This window comes from Pseudomonas sp. 2822-15 (assembly GCF_002742515.1).
GTDB classification, from domain to species: domain Bacteria; phylum Pseudomonadota; class Gammaproteobacteria; order Pseudomonadales; family Pseudomonadaceae; genus Aquipseudomonas; species Aquipseudomonas salomonii.
Genome location: NZ_LJRY01000170.1, coordinates 276,056 through 290,206 on the forward strand (window position 1 = coordinate 276,056; position 14,151 = coordinate 290,206).

Consider the following 14,151-nt stretch of genomic DNA (forward strand, 5'->3'; position numbering starts at 1 on the left):
GACTGCCTGTGACTGGCTTGTTTATTACCCTGGAAGGCCCGGAAGGCGCCGGCAAAAGCACCAACCGCGATTACCTGGCCGAGCGTTTGCGCGCTGAAGGCATCGAGGTGCTGCTGACCCGTGAGCCCGGCGGTACGCCGCTGGCCGAGCGTATTCGTGAAGTGTTGCTGGCACCAGGTGAAGAACAGATGAACCCGGACACTGAGCTGCTGTTGGTGTTTGCCGCCCGCGCCCAGCATTTGGCCGAAGTGATTCGCCCGGCCCTGGCACGGGGTGCTGTGGTGATTTGCGACCGTTTTACCGATTCCACTTATGCTTACCAGGGCGGCGGGCGCGGCTTGTCCCTTGAGCGCATCGCCAGTCTGGAGGCTTTCGTCCAGGGCGACTTGCGCCCCGACCTGACCCTGCTGTTCGACCTGCCGATCGAAGTCGGCATGGCTCGCGCCAGTGCCCGTGGCCGCCTGGATCGGTTCGAGCTGGAAGGTTCGACATTCTTCAATGCGGTCCGTAGCGCGTTCCTGCAGCGCGCCAAGGCTGAGCCTGCGCGTTACTCCTTACTGGACGCAGCCCAGCCACTGGCGCAGGTACAGCAGGCCATCGATGCTCTGCTGCCTGAACTTCTGGAGCGCGCCCGTGGCTGAAGCCTACCCGTGGCAAGACAGCCTCTGGCAGCAATTGGCCGGGCGCGCCCAGCATGCCCACGCCTATTTGCTGCACGGCCCCATTGGCATCGGCAAGCGCGCCCTGGCCGAGCGCCTGATGGCCAGCCTGCTGTGCAAGCAACCGGTCAACCTGCAAGCGTGCGGTGAGTGCAAATCCTGCCTGCTGCTCAAGGCTGGCAGCCACCCCGACAACTACCTGCTCGAACCTGAAGAGGCCGACAAGGCGATCAAGGTCGACCAGGTGCGTGACCTTGTCAGCTTCGTGGTGCAGACCGCGCAGATGGGCGGGCGCAAGGTGGTGCTGATCGAGCCGGTGGAGGCGATGAACATCAACGCCGCCAACGCTTTGCTCAAGAGTCTGGAAGAGCCGTCGGGCGACACCGTGCTGTTGCTGGTCAGCCATCAGTCCAGCCGTTTGCTGCCGACTATCCGCAGCCGTTGCGTGCAGCAGGCCTGCCCGCTGCCGAGCGAGGCCATGAGCCTGCAATGGCTGGCGCAGGCGCTGCCGGAATGCTCTGCCGACGAACGGGTCGAGTTGCTGACCCTGGCTGCCGGTTCACCCTTGGCGGCGGTAAAGCTGCAGGCCCAAGGCGTGCGTGAGCAACGCGCACTCGTGGTGGATGGCGTCAAAAAGCTACTCAAGCAGGAACAGTCCGCCACGCAACTGGCCGAAGGCGTCTGGAAGGATATTCCGTTGCTGCTGCTGTTCGACTGGTTCTGTGACTGGTCGAGCCTGATCCTGCGCTACCAGCTGACCCAGGACGAAAACGGCCTGGGCCTGCCGGATATGCGCAAGGTGGTGCAGTACCTGGCGCAAAAAAGCGCCCAGGACAAGGTGCTGAACATTCAGGACTGGATCCTGGCCCAGCGCCAGAAAGTCCTCGGCAAAGCCAACCTCAACCGCGTGCTGTTGCTCGAAGCACTGCTGGTGCAATGGGTTGGTTTGCTCGGCCGGCGTTAATTTTCGTGGCCGACGGGTGTATCGTCGGCCAGACACTTCCCATGAATTAAGTCGTACTTTCCTATGCTCGTAGATTCCCACTGCCACCTTGATCGCCTCGACCTTGCCCAGCACGGCGGCTCCCTCGATGCCGCCCTGGAAGCGGCCCGCCAGCGTGGGGTAGGGCACTTCCTGTGCATCGGCGTGAGCGCCGACAACGCCGCCGACGTCAAAGCCTTGGCTGATCGCTATGCCGATGTCGATTGTTCGGTCGGCATCCACCCGCTGGACCTCAAGCCGGGTGAAGCGCCGGCTCTGGATTGGCTATTGAGCGAGCTCAATCACCCACGCGTGGTGGCGATTGGCGAAACCGGCCTGGATTACCATTACGAACCTGAAGCCGCCGAGTTGCAGCAAGCCTCCTTCCGCCTGCACCTGCAAGCCGCCCGGCAGACCGGCAAACCGGTGATCGTCCACACCCGAGGCGCCCGCGCTGACACCTTGACGCTATTGCGCGAAGCGGCCTTGCCCCAGGCCGGCGTGCTGCATTGCTTCACCGAAGACTGGGACATGGCCAAGGCCGCGCTGGACCTGGGCTTTTACATTTCCCTGTCAGGTATCGTCACCTTCCGCAACGCCGACGCCTTGCGCGACGTGGCGCGTCAGGTGCCGGCCGACCGCCTGCTGGTGGAAACCGATTCGCCGTACCTGGCGCCGATCCCCCATCGCGGCAAGCCGAACCTGCCGGAATACGTGCGTGATGTGGCCGATTACCTGGCGATGCTGCGCGGTGAATCCTTTGAGCGCTTTGCCGAGCAGACCACCGAGAACTTCAAGCGTCTGTTCCCGCTGGCCCACGTGGCCGGCTGAGGCGGTCAAATCGCAGGCAAAAAAAACCCGGGTTCTGGGGGGTGAATCCGGGTTAAGACCATTAGGAGTAAAACAAGGGCACACAGTCCGTCGGTACCCAGGTCGACGCGTCACTTGGGGGAGATGTCGCGCCGACAATTCAAGTATTGATCAGTATCCGATTCAGTCCAGTCGCGATTGGTCGTTTTTTAAACAGATTTGGAATACGCGCGCTTCGCTTGAGTTCTCATTGAGCGCAAGCACGGCTGCAGTTGTTGCGTATTATTTCTGACTGATAACGCCTCAATCGTTGGCGCGCTGAAACTAAAACGCACGCTGGGTTCACATAGGCGTTGCCCAACGACCGTTCAGTCGGGATAATCCCTCGCATCGGGTAAATCGTATCGCCACGTATCCGTGGCCCTGCGTAACCCTCCCTCATTCCGACCTCTGCAGACCTCTTCCTCATGCACAAAGAACCCCGTAAGGTCCGTGAGTTTCGCCGCCGTGAGCAGGAAATTCTCGACACTGCACTCAAGTTATTCCTCGAACAAGGTGAAGACAGCGTCACCGTCGAGATGATTGCGGATGCCGTGGGTATCGGCAAAGGCACGATCTATAAACACTTCAAATCCAAGGCCGAGATCTACCTGCGGCTGATGCTCGACTACGAGCGCGACTTGAACGAGCTGTTGCATTCGGCTGATGTGGACAAGGACAAGGAGGCGCTGTCACGCGCCTATTTCGAATTCCGCATGCGTGACCCGCAACGCTACCGCCTGTTCGACCGCCTGGAAGAAAAGGTGGTCAAGGGCCATCAAGTGCCGGAAATGGTCGAGGAGCTGCACAAGATCCGCGCTTCGAACTTCGAGCGCCTCACGCTGCTGATCAAGGGTCGCATCAGCGAAGGCAAGCTGGAAGACGTGCCGCCGTATTTCCATTACTGCGCCGCCTGGGCATTGGTACATGGCGCCGTTGCGCTGTACCACTCTCCGTTCTGGAGCAATGTGCTGGAAGATCAGGAAGGTTTCTTCCAGTTCCTGATGGACATCGGCGTGCGCATGGGCAACAAGCGCAAGCACAGCACTGAACTGCCGAGCGCTGAGCCTAAGAGCGGCGACGCTCCCGCTGTTTAAGCTATTCCCGACAGTGATGGCGCAATGATTTGCTGCCGCTTGCAGTACCCCAGGAATATACTCAGGCAAGGACGCTTGCTAAAAGCTGATTTTTCAGTCAGCTTTTAGCGCGCCTGAACCATCCTCTGCCGGAGTGTTCCATGATCGTTGATCGTCAAGGCAGGCGATTTCGCAATTTGCGGATCAGCCTGACCTCAGCCTGCAATTACGCGTGTACCTACTGCGTGCCAAACGGCAAGCGGCTGGTGGCTGCCCAGGACGAACTCTCGGCCGAGGCCATGGCGCGCGGCGTTGCCTATCTGATCGAAGCGGCCGGCATCGAGCGTTTGCGTATCACCGGCGGCGAACCGTTGGTCAGCCCCAAGCTGGAAGCTTTCATGGGGGCTGTGGGCGGCATGGGCCTGAGTGACATCAGCCTGACGACAAATGGCCAACTGCTCGCGCGCAAGTTGCCACTGTTGGTCGACGCGGGTATTCGGCGAATCAACGTGTCCCTCGATACCCTGGATGCTGACGCCTTCCGCAGCATCGCCCGGGGTGGCGACCTGGCCACCGTGCTCGATGGCATGGACCAGGCCCGCGCTGCCGGCATCAAGATCAAGGTCAATATGGTGCCGTTGCGCGGGCAGAACCTTGACCAGGTGATGCCGCTGCTCGACTACTGCCTGGAGCGTGGCTATGAGCTGCGGTTTATCGAACTGATGCGCATGGGCCATCTGGCCAAGGATTCCAATGCGTTCCTGCAGCAGTTCGTCAGCCTGCAGCAACTGCTCAGCCTGATCGGCGAACATCACGAATACCTGCAAGCCAACGCGCCGATTGATGCCACGGCGGTGCGCTATGAAGTGCCCGGCAAAGGCTTCTTTGGCGTGATCGCCAACGAAAGCGTGCCGTTCTGCCGCACCTGTTCGCGCCTGCGCTTGTCGTCTACTGGTTGGTTGCATGGCTGCTTGTCGTCGAGCAACCGCCACTATGTGGGCGACCTGCTGGACCAACCGCGCCATCAGGCACTGCCGGCCCTGCAAGGTCTGTTGATGAAGGCCCTGGGCGACAAGCAGGAAGTGGCCTTCTCCGGCGGCGCCACGGTCATGAAGATCATCGGCGGCTAAAACCGCGTGCAATCGAATGTGGGAGCAGGCTTTTTGTGGGAGCCGGCTTGCCTGCGATGCAGGCACCTCGGTACATCAGGCACACAGAGTTGATGCCATCGCAGGCAAGCCAGCTCCCACATTTGCTTTGCATTGCACTTGAGTGGCGCGGATTCTGCATCTTGTGCCCATTCGCCGGTTTTCCGTCACCGGCTTCTGGAGGATTAGGATGCGTAGTCTGGTTTTGTTGCTGGCGTCAGTGGCGCTGAGTGGCTGCATGACCGTCAGCGATATGGCCGAAGGCACCCGCTATCAGATGAGCGACGCCGGGCTGCTGGACCACAGTGACACCCGCCGTACCGCCTCGGTGCGCATACAGCCGGACTCCTTTGTGTTTATCGCCCAGGGCGCCTTTGTGCCGCCCGGCAGCGCCTATCCGCGTCCCAATGTGGTGGCCGAAGAAGCCTTCAACGGCTTTGTCGAATATTTCCCGATGGTGCGCCGCGCCCGTAAGCCGGAAGGCCTTGAACAGGCCATGGCCGAAGCCCGTGCGGCGGGCGCTCACTACCTGCTGTATTGCCGTTTTGCGGCAGCCGATGACCGTATCGGCAATGCCGATGAGTGGACCGACCAGCAAGCGTTGGACCGTGTCGGCCTGGACAACGGCGTAATCCAGATCATGTTGATCGAGACCAGCACCCAATATTTGATTGATACTGCACGCATTCGCAGTCGTGGCGGTTTACTGACGTTCCACGACAACAAGCCAGAAGACTTGATTGCCCGCCCGCTGGCCCAGTACGCCCGCGGCCTGTTGGGGATGGGTGATCAATAAAATCCAGAGGAGAACCCTATGACCGATTCCGCCAAGGCCAATGATCTATTGGCCCAACTGCCCAAGGGCAAGGGGCCGGCGCCGGTACATCTATGGAACCCGGATTTCTGCGGCAACATCGACATGCGCATCGCCCGTGACGGCACCTGGTTTTACCAGGGCACGCCGATCGGGCGTAAGCCGATGGTCAAGCTGTTCTCCAACATCATCCGCCGCGATGGCGATGAGTATTTCCTGGTCACTCCCGTGGAAAAGGTCGGCATCAGCGTCGATGATGCGCCGTTTGTCGCGGTGACGCTGGAAGTCCAGGGGCAGGGCGAAAGCCAGGTGCTGCGCTTTACCACCAATGTTGACGAAGACATTGACGCGGGCCTTGAACACCCCTTGCGGGTGGTGATCGACCCGATCACCCAGGAGCCCGCGCCTTACCTGCGAGTGCGTACCAACCTTGAAGCCCTGGTGCATCGCAACGTGTTTTACCAATTGGTCGAGTTGGCGGTCAGCCGTCCGATCAACGGTCAGAGCTGGCTGGGCGTATGGAGCGGCGGGGAGTTTTTCCGTATTGGCCTGGAGCCCTGAGGCCGATTTTTTCATCATACTGAAATAATTTTGCTTGCTGAGATCGGGCGCTTTCGGTTATCAATTTGTACATGATTAGACATGTCCGATTTGATAAGAAAAAACGCGTCGTCGACGAACTCATCCGCCGTATCGAAGGTGGAGTGATGGCCGACGGTTTCCTGCTGCCGGGCGAGCATCAACTGGCCGAGGAGTTTGCGGTCAGCCGTGGCACCTTGCGCGAAGCCCTGGCGGAGCTCAAACGGCGCAACTACATCGCCACGCAGAGCGGCGTCGGCTCCATCGTCACCTTTGACGGCATGGCGCTCGATCAACGCAGCGGCTGGGCACAGGCGCTGGCCGATACCGGCGCGTTGGTCATCACCGACATCCTGCGCCTGGAAGCCGTGACGCGACCGGACCTGCTCAGCCGTTTCGGCAGCGACCAATTTATCGCCCTCGACCGCCGTCGGCGCACCCCCGATGGCACCGCTGTGTCCCTCGAACGTTCGCTGATGCCCGCCACCGGCGGCCTGGAAAGCTTGCCGCGTGTGGGCCTGATCGATAATTCCCTGACCATCACCCTGGCCGCCTATGGCTATGTGGGCGCCGAAGGGGACCAGTGGATCGGCGCCGAGCCCTTGAGCGATGAAGACGCCGAACTGCTCGGCCGCCCAGCCGGTACGGTGTTTCTCAAAGCCTCGCGCACCACCTACGACCGCCGCGAACGCCTCATGGAGCATGTCGAAAGCTTGCTCGACCCTTTGCATTTTCGCCTGCACCTGCAGTTTGGAGCTTCGAAATGACCGCGCAAAATCGTGCCCTCGGTGCTTTCTACGGCCTGGCCCTGGGCGATGCATTGGGCATGCCCACCCAGTCGTTGAGCCGTGAGCAGGTGCAGCAGCGTTTCGGGGCCATCACCGCTCTGGAAGCGGCCGGCGCCGACCAACCCATCGCGCCGAACATGCCGGCCGGCTCCATCACCGACGACACCGAGCAGGCGATCCTGGTGGGTGAGTTGCTGGTGCAAGGGCAGGGCAAAATCGAACCCACGGTACTCGCCCAGCGCCTGATCGACTGGGAAGCGGCGATGCGCGCCAAAGGCTCCCAGGACTTGCTGGGGCCATCGACCAAACGCGCTATCGATATGATTCTCGCCGGCCACACCCCGGAAGAATCCGGGCGCTACGGCACCACCAATGGCGCCGCGATGCGCATCACGCCGGTCGGGATTGCCGCCGACGTCAGCGACCCGGCGCGGTTTATCCAGGCGGTGATCCAGGCCTGCCAGGTCACCCATAACACCAACCTGGGCATCTCCAGCGCTGCGGCAGTGGCGGCGGTGGTTTCGGCGGGTATCAACGGTGTGGATTTGGGCGAGGCCCTGAACATCGGCACCCAGCTCGCCCAGCAGGCCGAAGGCCATGGCCACTGGATTGCCGGTGGGCGGATTTCCACACGCATCAGTTGGGCGCGCACCTTGAGCGTCGGCAGCGGCGATAAAGCCCTGTTTGCCGACCTGCTTTACGAACTGATCGGCACCTCCGTCGCGTCCCAGGAGTCGGTGGTGGTCTCGTTTGCCCTCGCCCAGCAAGTGGCGGTGGGCGACATGAATGCCTTCGAAGCGCTGTGCCTGGCGGCCAGCCTTGGCGGCGACACCGACACCATTGCCGCCATGCTGGGCGCGATGTTGGGCGCGTGCCTGGGCATGCAGTGCTGGTCTGAGGCGATGATTGAGCAGGTCAAGCAGGTCAATGGCCTGGATTTGCAGGCGTTGGTTCAAGGGCTGCTGCCATTGCGCTGAACACCACTAAGCAAACATGTGGGAGCTGGCTTGCCTGCGATAACGGTGTGCCAGCCACTGATGCACTCACTGAAAGACCGCTATCGCAGGCAAGCCAGCTCCCACATTAAATCGTGTTTGAGTCAGGACGACCGATTAAAGCTTTGACTATCTGCCACAACCACAACAATACAGGCACCAGGAGCACCCCTCATGAGCAGCACTTCTTCCGGCCAAAGTGCCGGGCAATTGGAAACACGCGGCATCGAACCGGTCCCCGAAGGCGAGTGCAACGGCCACCCGCTGCAACTGTTCTGGGTGTGGTTCGCGGCCAACATCAGCATCCTTGGCTTGCCGCTCGGCGCGACCCTGGTGGCGTTCCGTGGCCTGGCGATCTGGCAGGCGATCATTGTGGCGATCCTCGGCGCCGCCGGCTCCTTTGCCGTGGTGGGCATCATCTCGATTGCCGGCCGCCGTGGCCGGGCGCCGAGCCTGACGCTGTCGCGCGCCATCTTCGGTGTGCGCGGTAATATCGGCCCCACGCTGGTCTCGTTGATGTCGCGGCTGGGCTGGGAAACCGTCAATACCACCACTGCTGCCTTTGTGCTGCTGTCGTTGTGTTCGATCCTGTTCGGCTCGCCGGTCGAAGCCAAAAGCGCACCGGTACTCACGCTGATCTTTATCGCCATCTTCGTGCTGCTGACCCTGTCCGTATCCGGTCTCGGCCACGCTACCTTGCTGGTGATCCAGAAGTGGGCCACCTACGTGTTCGGCGCGTTGAATATCCTGGTGGGCGGCTTCCTATGTGCCACCATCGACTGGAGCGCGGTGTTCAACGCCACTCCGGCGCCACTGAGCGCCATGATCATTGGCGTCGGCACCATGGCCGCCGGTACCGGTATCGGCTGGGCCAACGCCGGTGCCGACATGTCGCGCTACCAGCACCGCAGCGTCAAGGCCGTGCGCCTGGTGGCGTCTGCCGCGTTTGGGGCGGGCATTCCGCTGGTGCTGTTGATCACCCTCGGCGGCCTGCTGTCGGTGGGCAACAACGACCTGGCGTCGGCCACCGACCCGATCATCGCGATCCGCGACATGCTGCCGACCTGGATGGCCGTGCCGTACTTGATCACCGCGTTCGGCGGGCTGCTGCTCTCCAATAACCTCTCGGTGTACTCGGCCGGTCTCACCACCTTGACCTTGGGCCTTAAGGTCAAACGCGTGCATGCGGTGATCGTCGACATCGTGGCGATCTTCGCCGGCTCCATCTACTTCATGTTGATTGCGGACAGTTTCTACGGCCCGTTCATCACCTTCATCTCACTGCTGGCCGTGCCCATCACCGCTTGGGTGGGGATCTTTGTGGTCGACCTGATTCACCGTCACTGCTACAGCCCCAAAGACCTGCTGGACGTAAGCCCGAGCAGCGCCTACTGGTATCGCGGCGGTGTGGAATGGCGTGCATTCGGCGCCTGGGCCGTGGCGATCGTGCTGGGTTTCAGCTTCACCACCATCGGCACCACTGCCGAAAACATCTGGTTCGCCGGGCCTTTGTCCGACTCCTGGCTGGGCCACAACGGCCTGGGCTGGATCGTCACCTTCCTGGTGGCCGGCGGGATTTATGCGGTACTGGGCGGCGCAGCTGACCGTCGTCCGGCTTTGGTAGAGCGCGCTAATGTCTAGATTGCTGCACACCGGCCAGGTCATCGTCGACCTGGTCATGGCCCTCGACACACTGCCTGCAGCCGGCGGCGACGTGCTGGCAAAATCCGCCAGTTTCGAGGCCGGCGGGGGCTTCAACGTGATGGCTGCCGCCCGGCGTAATGGTTTGCCGGTGGTTTACCTTGGCCGCCATGGCAGCGGGCGCTTCGGCGACCTGGCGCGCGTCGCCATGCAGGCCGAAGGCGTGGAAATGGCCCAGGCGGCCAGCGAGGGCAAGGACACCGGTTTGTGTGTGTCGCTGACCGAAGCCAGCACCGAGCGCACCTTCATTTCGCATATCGGCGCTGAAGGGGATTTGAGCGCAGAGGACCTGGCAGGCGTGGTGCCGCGCGCAGACGATTATGTCTACGTCAGCGGCTACAGCTTGTTACTCGACGGCAAGGCCCAGGCGCTGCTTGATTGGTTGCTGGCGCTGCCACGGGAGATCACCGTGGTGTTCGACCCGGGGCCGTTGGTCAAGGCGCCGGATTCGGCATTGATGGCGGCCTTGCTGCCGCGCATCGACATCTGGACCAGCAATGGCCCTGAAGCCCTGGCGTTTACCGGGGCCGGAACGCTGTCCGAAGCGCTGCGCGAACTCAATCGTCACCTGTCGGCCGAAGCATCATTGGTGGTGCGTGATGGGCCAAATGGCTGCTGGGTGAGTCGCCACGGAAAGGCCGAGCATGTGCCGGGTTTCAAGGTGCAGGCGGTCGACAGCAACGGCGCGGGCGATGCCCATGCCGGGGTGTTTCTGGCCGGGTTGGCCGAGGGTTTAACCCCAGCAGTGGCGGCGCGTCGAGCCAATGCGGCGGCGGCGTTGGCGGTCACGCGCTGGGGGCCGGCGACGTCGCCTGGCAGGGCCGAAGTCGACGCCTTAGTCGCCGAATAAACACGAATAAAAATGTGGGAGCTGGCTTGCCTGCGATAGCGGTGCGCCAGCTAGTACATATTCTGCTGAGACATCGCCATCGCGGGCAAGCCCGCTCCCACATTTGATCTTCGTCTAGTTCACACGGTACCTTCGCCTTCCAGCTTGCGCGCCTCATCAACACCCGAAGCAGTCAGCTTGATCGGCAGGTTCAACGAGTATTCACCGGCGTCGTCGGTGGTCACATGCCCATCCTTGATAAATCCGCGGTCCTGCAAAAACGCCAGCACACTGGCGACCTCTTTTTCGCCGCGGTAGTTGTCCAGCACCTCCTTGCCCAGGCCGTTGGGGTGGGCGTGCAGCAGGCGGGTGAGGACTTCTTTTTCAAGGTTTCTATCGACGTTCATGCGTACCTCTTCACTGGGAAATGATCGGGTGTCGGTGCGGCTATCGATGCATCACGGCGCAGGTTGTTTCGGGGCGCCCGGAATGTTGCTGTCATCGCCTTTGTTGATTTTGGGTTCTTCATTGACGCCTGGACCCATTTTGCCGTTACCGACTGCCGCCGGGGCCTGGCGTTGGGTGTCGGCGCCTTTGGTGCGAGGGTCTGCACCGTTATCGATAATCGCGCCACCGTTGGTTTCCATCCCTGTGCCCATCGAATCCTGAGACTCCTTGGTAGCAGGGTTGGTGGTGCCGGTAGACGAGGTGGCGGCAACTGCACTCAACGAAGCGGCGGACAGCAGGCCGGTTAGGGCGAGGGCAGCAAACTTGGAATTCTTCATGAGGGTGTCTCCATATGATTAATGTCCTTACCCCTTATTGGTCCGCCCCGGTTTGCGGTTCGTGCCTTGATGGCGACGAACGGTCTTAACTCACCTGTAAGATTTTGTGTGCCGAACGCTGGCGCCAGATCAATCGCGCCACCGTGATCAACCAGTTGAACAAGGCCACGCCCAGCACACTTGCCAGCAGCGTCGGCAAGCCGTAATCGACGATGAGCTTGCCCGCCAGCAGCGGAAAGCCGAACACCCCGACAAAGTACGCCAGGCTGAACAGCAGCAAGGCTTGTGACGTTGTACCGGGCGGCGCCTCATTGGCCACCAGCCCATTGATCACCGAATACGTCAGGCCATAACCCACGCCGAGCGTGGCGGCTGCCAACAGGTAACTGAGGTTGCCACTCACGCCAAACGCAAACAGCGCGATCGAGCCGAGCATGATCCCGGACAGCACGCAGGCGGCCCCGTACGCATCGCGCCTGACCACGTAGCCCGCGATCAATAGCCGGCTGGTAATGGCGGCGCTCAGGAAGCCGCCGAAGAACAGCGAATAGTCCAACCCATGCGCAGCGGCATAGCTGGTCTGAAACGATGAAAGCCCGCCAAACACGCAGCCGCCCAAGCCAACCATCAGGATCGCAAACGCGGCTTTGGATGACAGCACGCGGCGGCTCGACGCCCAGGAAATCTTCGAGGTGGGCGCATTCGCGTGGTGTTTGAGGTGCACGCCCATTCGCCAGAACAGCAGCACGCCGACCAGGCTGGCCACACCGGCAATATAGAAGGCCGCTGTCAGCGGCAGGCCCAGCGCGCCGGCGGCGCGGCCGAGCAAAGGCCCGGCACCGATTCCGCTCAACATACTGCCCGACAGCAGCGCAAAATATTTGGCCCGCTGCGCCGGCTGCACCAGCAGTGTCACGATGATCGGCCCCAGGGTGTAGAACACGCCCCAGCCCAGCCCCAGGGACAGACCGAACAGCATCAACCCCAGGCCAAACCCGGGTGTCAGGGCAAACCCCAGGCACGCCACCACCAGCAATACGCCCATGCCCGCGATGGCGCGCGCCGCACCGACGGCATCAGCCAAGTGCCCACAGAACAGCACCGCCACGAACGTGCTGAGCATCGCCATGGAAATTACGCTGCCGGCGTCGTGTTCATTGCCGCCGCGCGAATGAATCAGCAGCGACAGCAAAAACGTCGAGCCGTAGGACAGTGACAACAGGAAGCTGGCGAGGCAGAACAGGGCGAACAGCTTAGTGTTTACCGCAGGTGTGGAATGCATGGGGCAACCTGGAATTTATTAGCGTGAGTTATTAGCGTTATGGCGACTGTTTACCATGCGCGCGTGCCGGGTTTGTTCTGTGGTTGGTGGTGCTTGCTTTACGCGTGGCCGGAGTAATCAAATTGCACTGCAATCAGTCATCAAAGCGCCTTAGTATGTGGCCTTTGACATTGCCCAAGGCCCGCCCATGACCATCGAGATTCGCCCTGCCGTGCCCAGCGACGCTGCGCAGATCCTGACTTTCATCACCGAGCTTGCCGAATACGAGAAAGCCCGCCATGAAGTGATCGCCAGCGTGGTGGATATCGAGCGCAGCCTGTTCAGCGAGGGCGCCACCGCCCATGGCCTGATCTGCTCACGGGATGGTCTGCCGATTGGCTTTGCGGTGTTCTTCTTCAGTTACTCCACCTGGCTGGGCAGCAACTGCCTGTACCTCGAAGACCTCTACATCAACCCCGAGCAACGCGGCGGCGGGGCTGGCAAGAAGCTCCTGCGCCACCTGGCCAGGATCGCCTGCGACAACGGTTGCGGGCGTTTCGAGTGGAGCGTGCTGGACTGGAACGAGCCGGCGATTGCCTTCTACAAGTCCATCGGCGCCCAGCCGCAGGAAGAGTGGGTGCGCTATCGCATGGAAGGTAATGCACTGCGCGACTTTGCCCAGGGCTGAAAGCACTGAAGATCAACAGTGGGAGCCAGCTCCCACTTTTTTTGTGCTGAGTCTCACTATATGGGATGCAAATTTATATATTGAGATATTTCAAAAGATGGGTTTATAGTCGGCGGCATCAGCACTCACTACCAAAAATAAAACAGGTGAAGCGATGCAGCCCCAACCGTTGTCATTACCCGCCGTGCCCGAACCCATCTATGGCGAGCGGCTGAAAAACAAAGTGGTGATCATCACCGGCGCCGCCCAAGGTATAGGCGAGGCGATCGTCGCCTGCTTCCAGGCCCAGCAGGCACGGCTGGTGATTGCGGATATCCAGGCCGAAAAGGTCGAGCACGTCGCCGCCCACTGGCGCGAACGCGGCGCTGAAATCGTTGCGCAGGGCGTCGATATCACCTCCAAAGAGCAATGGCAGGCGCTGGTCAACTTGGCGATCGAGCGCTTTGGCCGCGTGGATGTGTTGATCAACTGCGCCGGCGTCAACGTGTTCCGTGACCCGCTGCAGATGACCGACGAAGACTGGCGCCGCTGCTTCGCCATCGACCTCGACGGTGCCTGGTTCGGCTGTCGCACCGTGCTGCCGCACATGATCGAGCAGGGCATCGGCAACATCATCAACATCGCCTCCACCCATTCCAGCCACATTATTCCCGGCTGCTTTCCCTATCCGGTTGCCAAGCATGGCCTGCTCGGCTTGACCCGCGCCCTGGGCATCGAATACGCGCCCAAAGGCATCCGCGTGAATGCCATCGCGCCGGGCTATATCGAAACCCAGCTCAACGTCGATTACTGGAACGGTTTCCCTGACCCGCATGCCGAGCGCCAGCGCGCCTTCGATTTGCACCCGCCCAAGCGCATCGGCCAACCGGTCGAGGTGGCGATGACGGCGCTGTTCCTGGCCACCGACGAGGCGCCCTTTATCAACGCAACCTGCCTGATGATCGATGGCGGGCGTTCCGTGATGTACCACGACTAACAACAATCAAGAGAGGTGGTT

General features: G+C 61.3%; 16 protein-coding genes. 13 read left to right on the forward strand and 3 right to left on the reverse strand.

The genetic code is table 11. From position 1 onward, the window contains the following. Positions 1-8: 8 nt before the first annotated feature. The 11 genes from tmk (at position 9) to AOA59_RS07340 (ending at position 10,441) form a co-directional block, all read left to right on the forward strand. Positions 9-641 (forward strand): dTMP kinase, encoded by a 633-nt coding sequence (gene tmk / locus AOA59_RS07290; RefSeq protein ID WP_058420777.1) that lies wholly within the window; start codon positions 9-11, stop codon positions 639-641. Next, positions 634-1,623 carry a DNA polymerase III subunit delta' gene (locus AOA59_RS07295; RefSeq protein ID WP_099486627.1) on the forward strand — a complete coding sequence of 330 codons (990 nt, stop codon included), beginning with the start codon at positions 634-636 and terminating at the stop codon, positions 1,621-1,623. The genes tmk and AOA59_RS07295 overlap by 8 nt, the downstream gene beginning before the upstream one ends. 63 nt (positions 1,624-1,686) lie before the next feature. Further along, positions 1,687-2,472 carry a TatD family hydrolase gene (locus AOA59_RS07300; protein WP_065929313.1) on the forward strand — a complete coding sequence of 262 codons (786 nt, stop codon included), beginning with the start codon at positions 1,687-1,689 and terminating at the stop codon, positions 2,470-2,472. A gap of 446 nt (positions 2,473-2,918) precedes the next feature. Continuing rightward, positions 2,919-3,587, forward strand: a complete 669-nt coding sequence (locus tag AOA59_RS07305) for a TetR/AcrR family transcriptional regulator (protein ID WP_017138360.1) — start codon at positions 2,919-2,921, stop codon at positions 3,585-3,587. Between the two features lie 140 nt (positions 3,588-3,727). Continuing rightward, entirely contained in the window at positions 3,728-4,696 is a 969-nt protein-coding gene (locus AOA59_RS07310; protein WP_017138359.1) for a GTP 3',8-cyclase MoaA, read from the forward strand. A 208-nt stretch (positions 4,697-4,904) separates the two neighbouring features. After that, complete coding sequence (locus AOA59_RS07315; protein ID WP_056861633.1) at positions 4,905-5,510, forward strand: DUF4823 domain-containing protein; 606 nt, start codon at positions 4,905-4,907, stop codon at positions 5,508-5,510. Between the two features lie 18 nt (positions 5,511-5,528). Next, complete coding sequence (locus tag AOA59_RS07320) at positions 5,529-6,089, forward strand: DUF1285 domain-containing protein (RefSeq protein WP_099486629.1); 561 nt, start codon at positions 5,529-5,531, stop codon at positions 6,087-6,089. A 71-nt stretch (positions 6,090-6,160) separates the two neighbouring features. Further along, positions 6,161-6,874 (forward strand): GntR family transcriptional regulator, encoded by a 714-nt coding sequence (locus tag AOA59_RS07325; RefSeq protein WP_099486630.1) that lies wholly within the window; start codon positions 6,161-6,163, stop codon positions 6,872-6,874. Then, the gene (locus tag AOA59_RS07330; RefSeq protein WP_099486632.1) at positions 6,871-7,872 is read left to right on the forward strand and encodes an ADP-ribosylglycohydrolase family protein; all 1,002 of its coding nucleotides are present in this window, start codon (positions 6,871-6,873) and stop codon (positions 7,870-7,872) included. The genes AOA59_RS07325 and AOA59_RS07330 overlap by 4 nt, the downstream gene beginning before the upstream one ends. Before the next feature lie 192 nt (positions 7,873-8,064). Next, a complete protein-coding gene (locus AOA59_RS07335) occupies positions 8,065-9,531 on the forward strand; it encodes a cytosine permease (RefSeq protein ID WP_099486633.1) in 1,467 nt (488 codons plus the stop codon). Beyond that, positions 9,524-10,441 carry a PfkB family carbohydrate kinase gene (locus AOA59_RS07340; protein WP_099486635.1) on the forward strand — a complete coding sequence of 306 codons (918 nt, stop codon included), beginning with the start codon at positions 9,524-9,526 and terminating at the stop codon, positions 10,439-10,441. Before AOA59_RS07335 ends, AOA59_RS07340 begins: the two co-directional genes overlap by 8 nt. Before the next feature lie 119 nt (positions 10,442-10,560). On the opposite strand, the gene AOA59_RS07345 is transcribed toward AOA59_RS07340, so the two are convergent. The 3 genes from AOA59_RS07345 to AOA59_RS07355 form a co-directional block, all read right to left on the reverse strand. Continuing rightward, the gene (locus AOA59_RS07345) at positions 10,561-10,827 is read right to left on the reverse strand and encodes a hypothetical protein (RefSeq protein WP_058420784.1); all 267 of its coding nucleotides are present in this window, start codon (positions 10,825-10,827) and stop codon (positions 10,561-10,563) included. Positions 10,828-10,878: 51 nt separating this feature from the next. Next, positions 10,879-11,205 carry a hypothetical protein gene (locus AOA59_RS07350; RefSeq protein WP_099486637.1) on the reverse strand — a complete coding sequence of 109 codons (327 nt, stop codon included), beginning with the start codon at positions 11,203-11,205 and terminating at the stop codon, positions 10,879-10,881. An 85-nt stretch (positions 11,206-11,290) separates the two neighbouring features. Then, positions 11,291-12,487: an MFS transporter gene (locus tag AOA59_RS07355; RefSeq protein WP_099486638.1), complete on the reverse strand. Its 1,197-nt coding sequence runs from the start codon at positions 12,485-12,487 to the stop codon at positions 11,291-11,293. Positions 12,488-12,674: 187 nt separating this feature from the next. Between AOA59_RS07355 and AOA59_RS07360 the strand changes: the two genes are divergently transcribed. After that, positions 12,675-13,154 carry a GNAT family N-acetyltransferase gene (locus AOA59_RS07360; protein WP_099486893.1) on the forward strand — a complete coding sequence of 160 codons (480 nt, stop codon included), beginning with the start codon at positions 12,675-12,677 and terminating at the stop codon, positions 13,152-13,154. Positions 13,155-13,308: 154 nt separating this feature from the next. After that, the gene (locus AOA59_RS07365; protein ID WP_099486640.1) at positions 13,309-14,130 is read left to right on the forward strand and encodes an SDR family oxidoreductase; all 822 of its coding nucleotides are present in this window, start codon (positions 13,309-13,311) and stop codon (positions 14,128-14,130) included. Positions 14,131-14,151 lie beyond the last annotated feature (21 nt).

Bases quoted from the DNA above. Each gene is read 5' to 3' on its own strand.
- AOA59_RS07300 (WP_065929313.1), top strand. From the start codon at position 1,687: ATGCTCGTAGATTCCCACTGCCACCTTGATCGCCTCGACCTTGCCCAG.
- AOA59_RS07305 (WP_017138360.1), top strand. From the start codon at position 2,919: ATGCACAAAGAACCCCGTAAGGTCCGTGAGTTTCGCCGCCGTGAGCAG.
- AOA59_RS07310 (WP_017138359.1), top strand. From the start codon at position 3,728: ATGATCGTTGATCGTCAAGGCAGGCGATTTCGCAATTTGCGGATCAGC.
- AOA59_RS07315 (WP_056861633.1), top strand. From the start codon at position 4,905: ATGCGTAGTCTGGTTTTGTTGCTGGCGTCAGTGGCGCTGAGTGGCTGC.
- AOA59_RS07320 (WP_099486629.1), top strand. From the start codon at position 5,529: ATGACCGATTCCGCCAAGGCCAATGATCTATTGGCCCAACTGCCCAAG.
- AOA59_RS07325 (WP_099486630.1), top strand. From the start codon at position 6,161: ATGATTAGACATGTCCGATTTGATAAGAAAAAACGCGTCGTCGACGAA.
- AOA59_RS07330 (WP_099486632.1), top strand. From the start codon at position 6,871: ATGACCGCGCAAAATCGTGCCCTCGGTGCTTTCTACGGCCTGGCCCTG.
- AOA59_RS07335 (WP_099486633.1), top strand. From the start codon at position 8,065: ATGAGCAGCACTTCTTCCGGCCAAAGTGCCGGGCAATTGGAAACACGC.
- AOA59_RS07340 (WP_099486635.1), top strand. From the start codon at position 9,524: ATGTCTAGATTGCTGCACACCGGCCAGGTCATCGTCGACCTGGTCATG.
- AOA59_RS07345 (WP_058420784.1), bottom strand. From the start codon at position 10,827: ATGAACGTCGATAGAAACCTTGAAAAAGAAGTCCTCACCCGCCTGCTG.
- AOA59_RS07350 (WP_099486637.1), bottom strand. From the start codon at position 11,205: ATGAAGAATTCCAAGTTTGCTGCCCTCGCCCTAACCGGCCTGCTGTCC.
- AOA59_RS07355 (WP_099486638.1), bottom strand. From the start codon at position 12,487: ATGCATTCCACACCTGCGGTAAACACTAAGCTGTTCGCCCTGTTCTGC.
- AOA59_RS07360 (WP_099486893.1), top strand. From the start codon at position 12,675: ATGACCATCGAGATTCGCCCTGCCGTGCCCAGCGACGCTGCGCAGATC.
- AOA59_RS07365 (WP_099486640.1), top strand. From the start codon at position 13,309: ATGCAGCCCCAACCGTTGTCATTACCCGCCGTGCCCGAACCCATCTAT.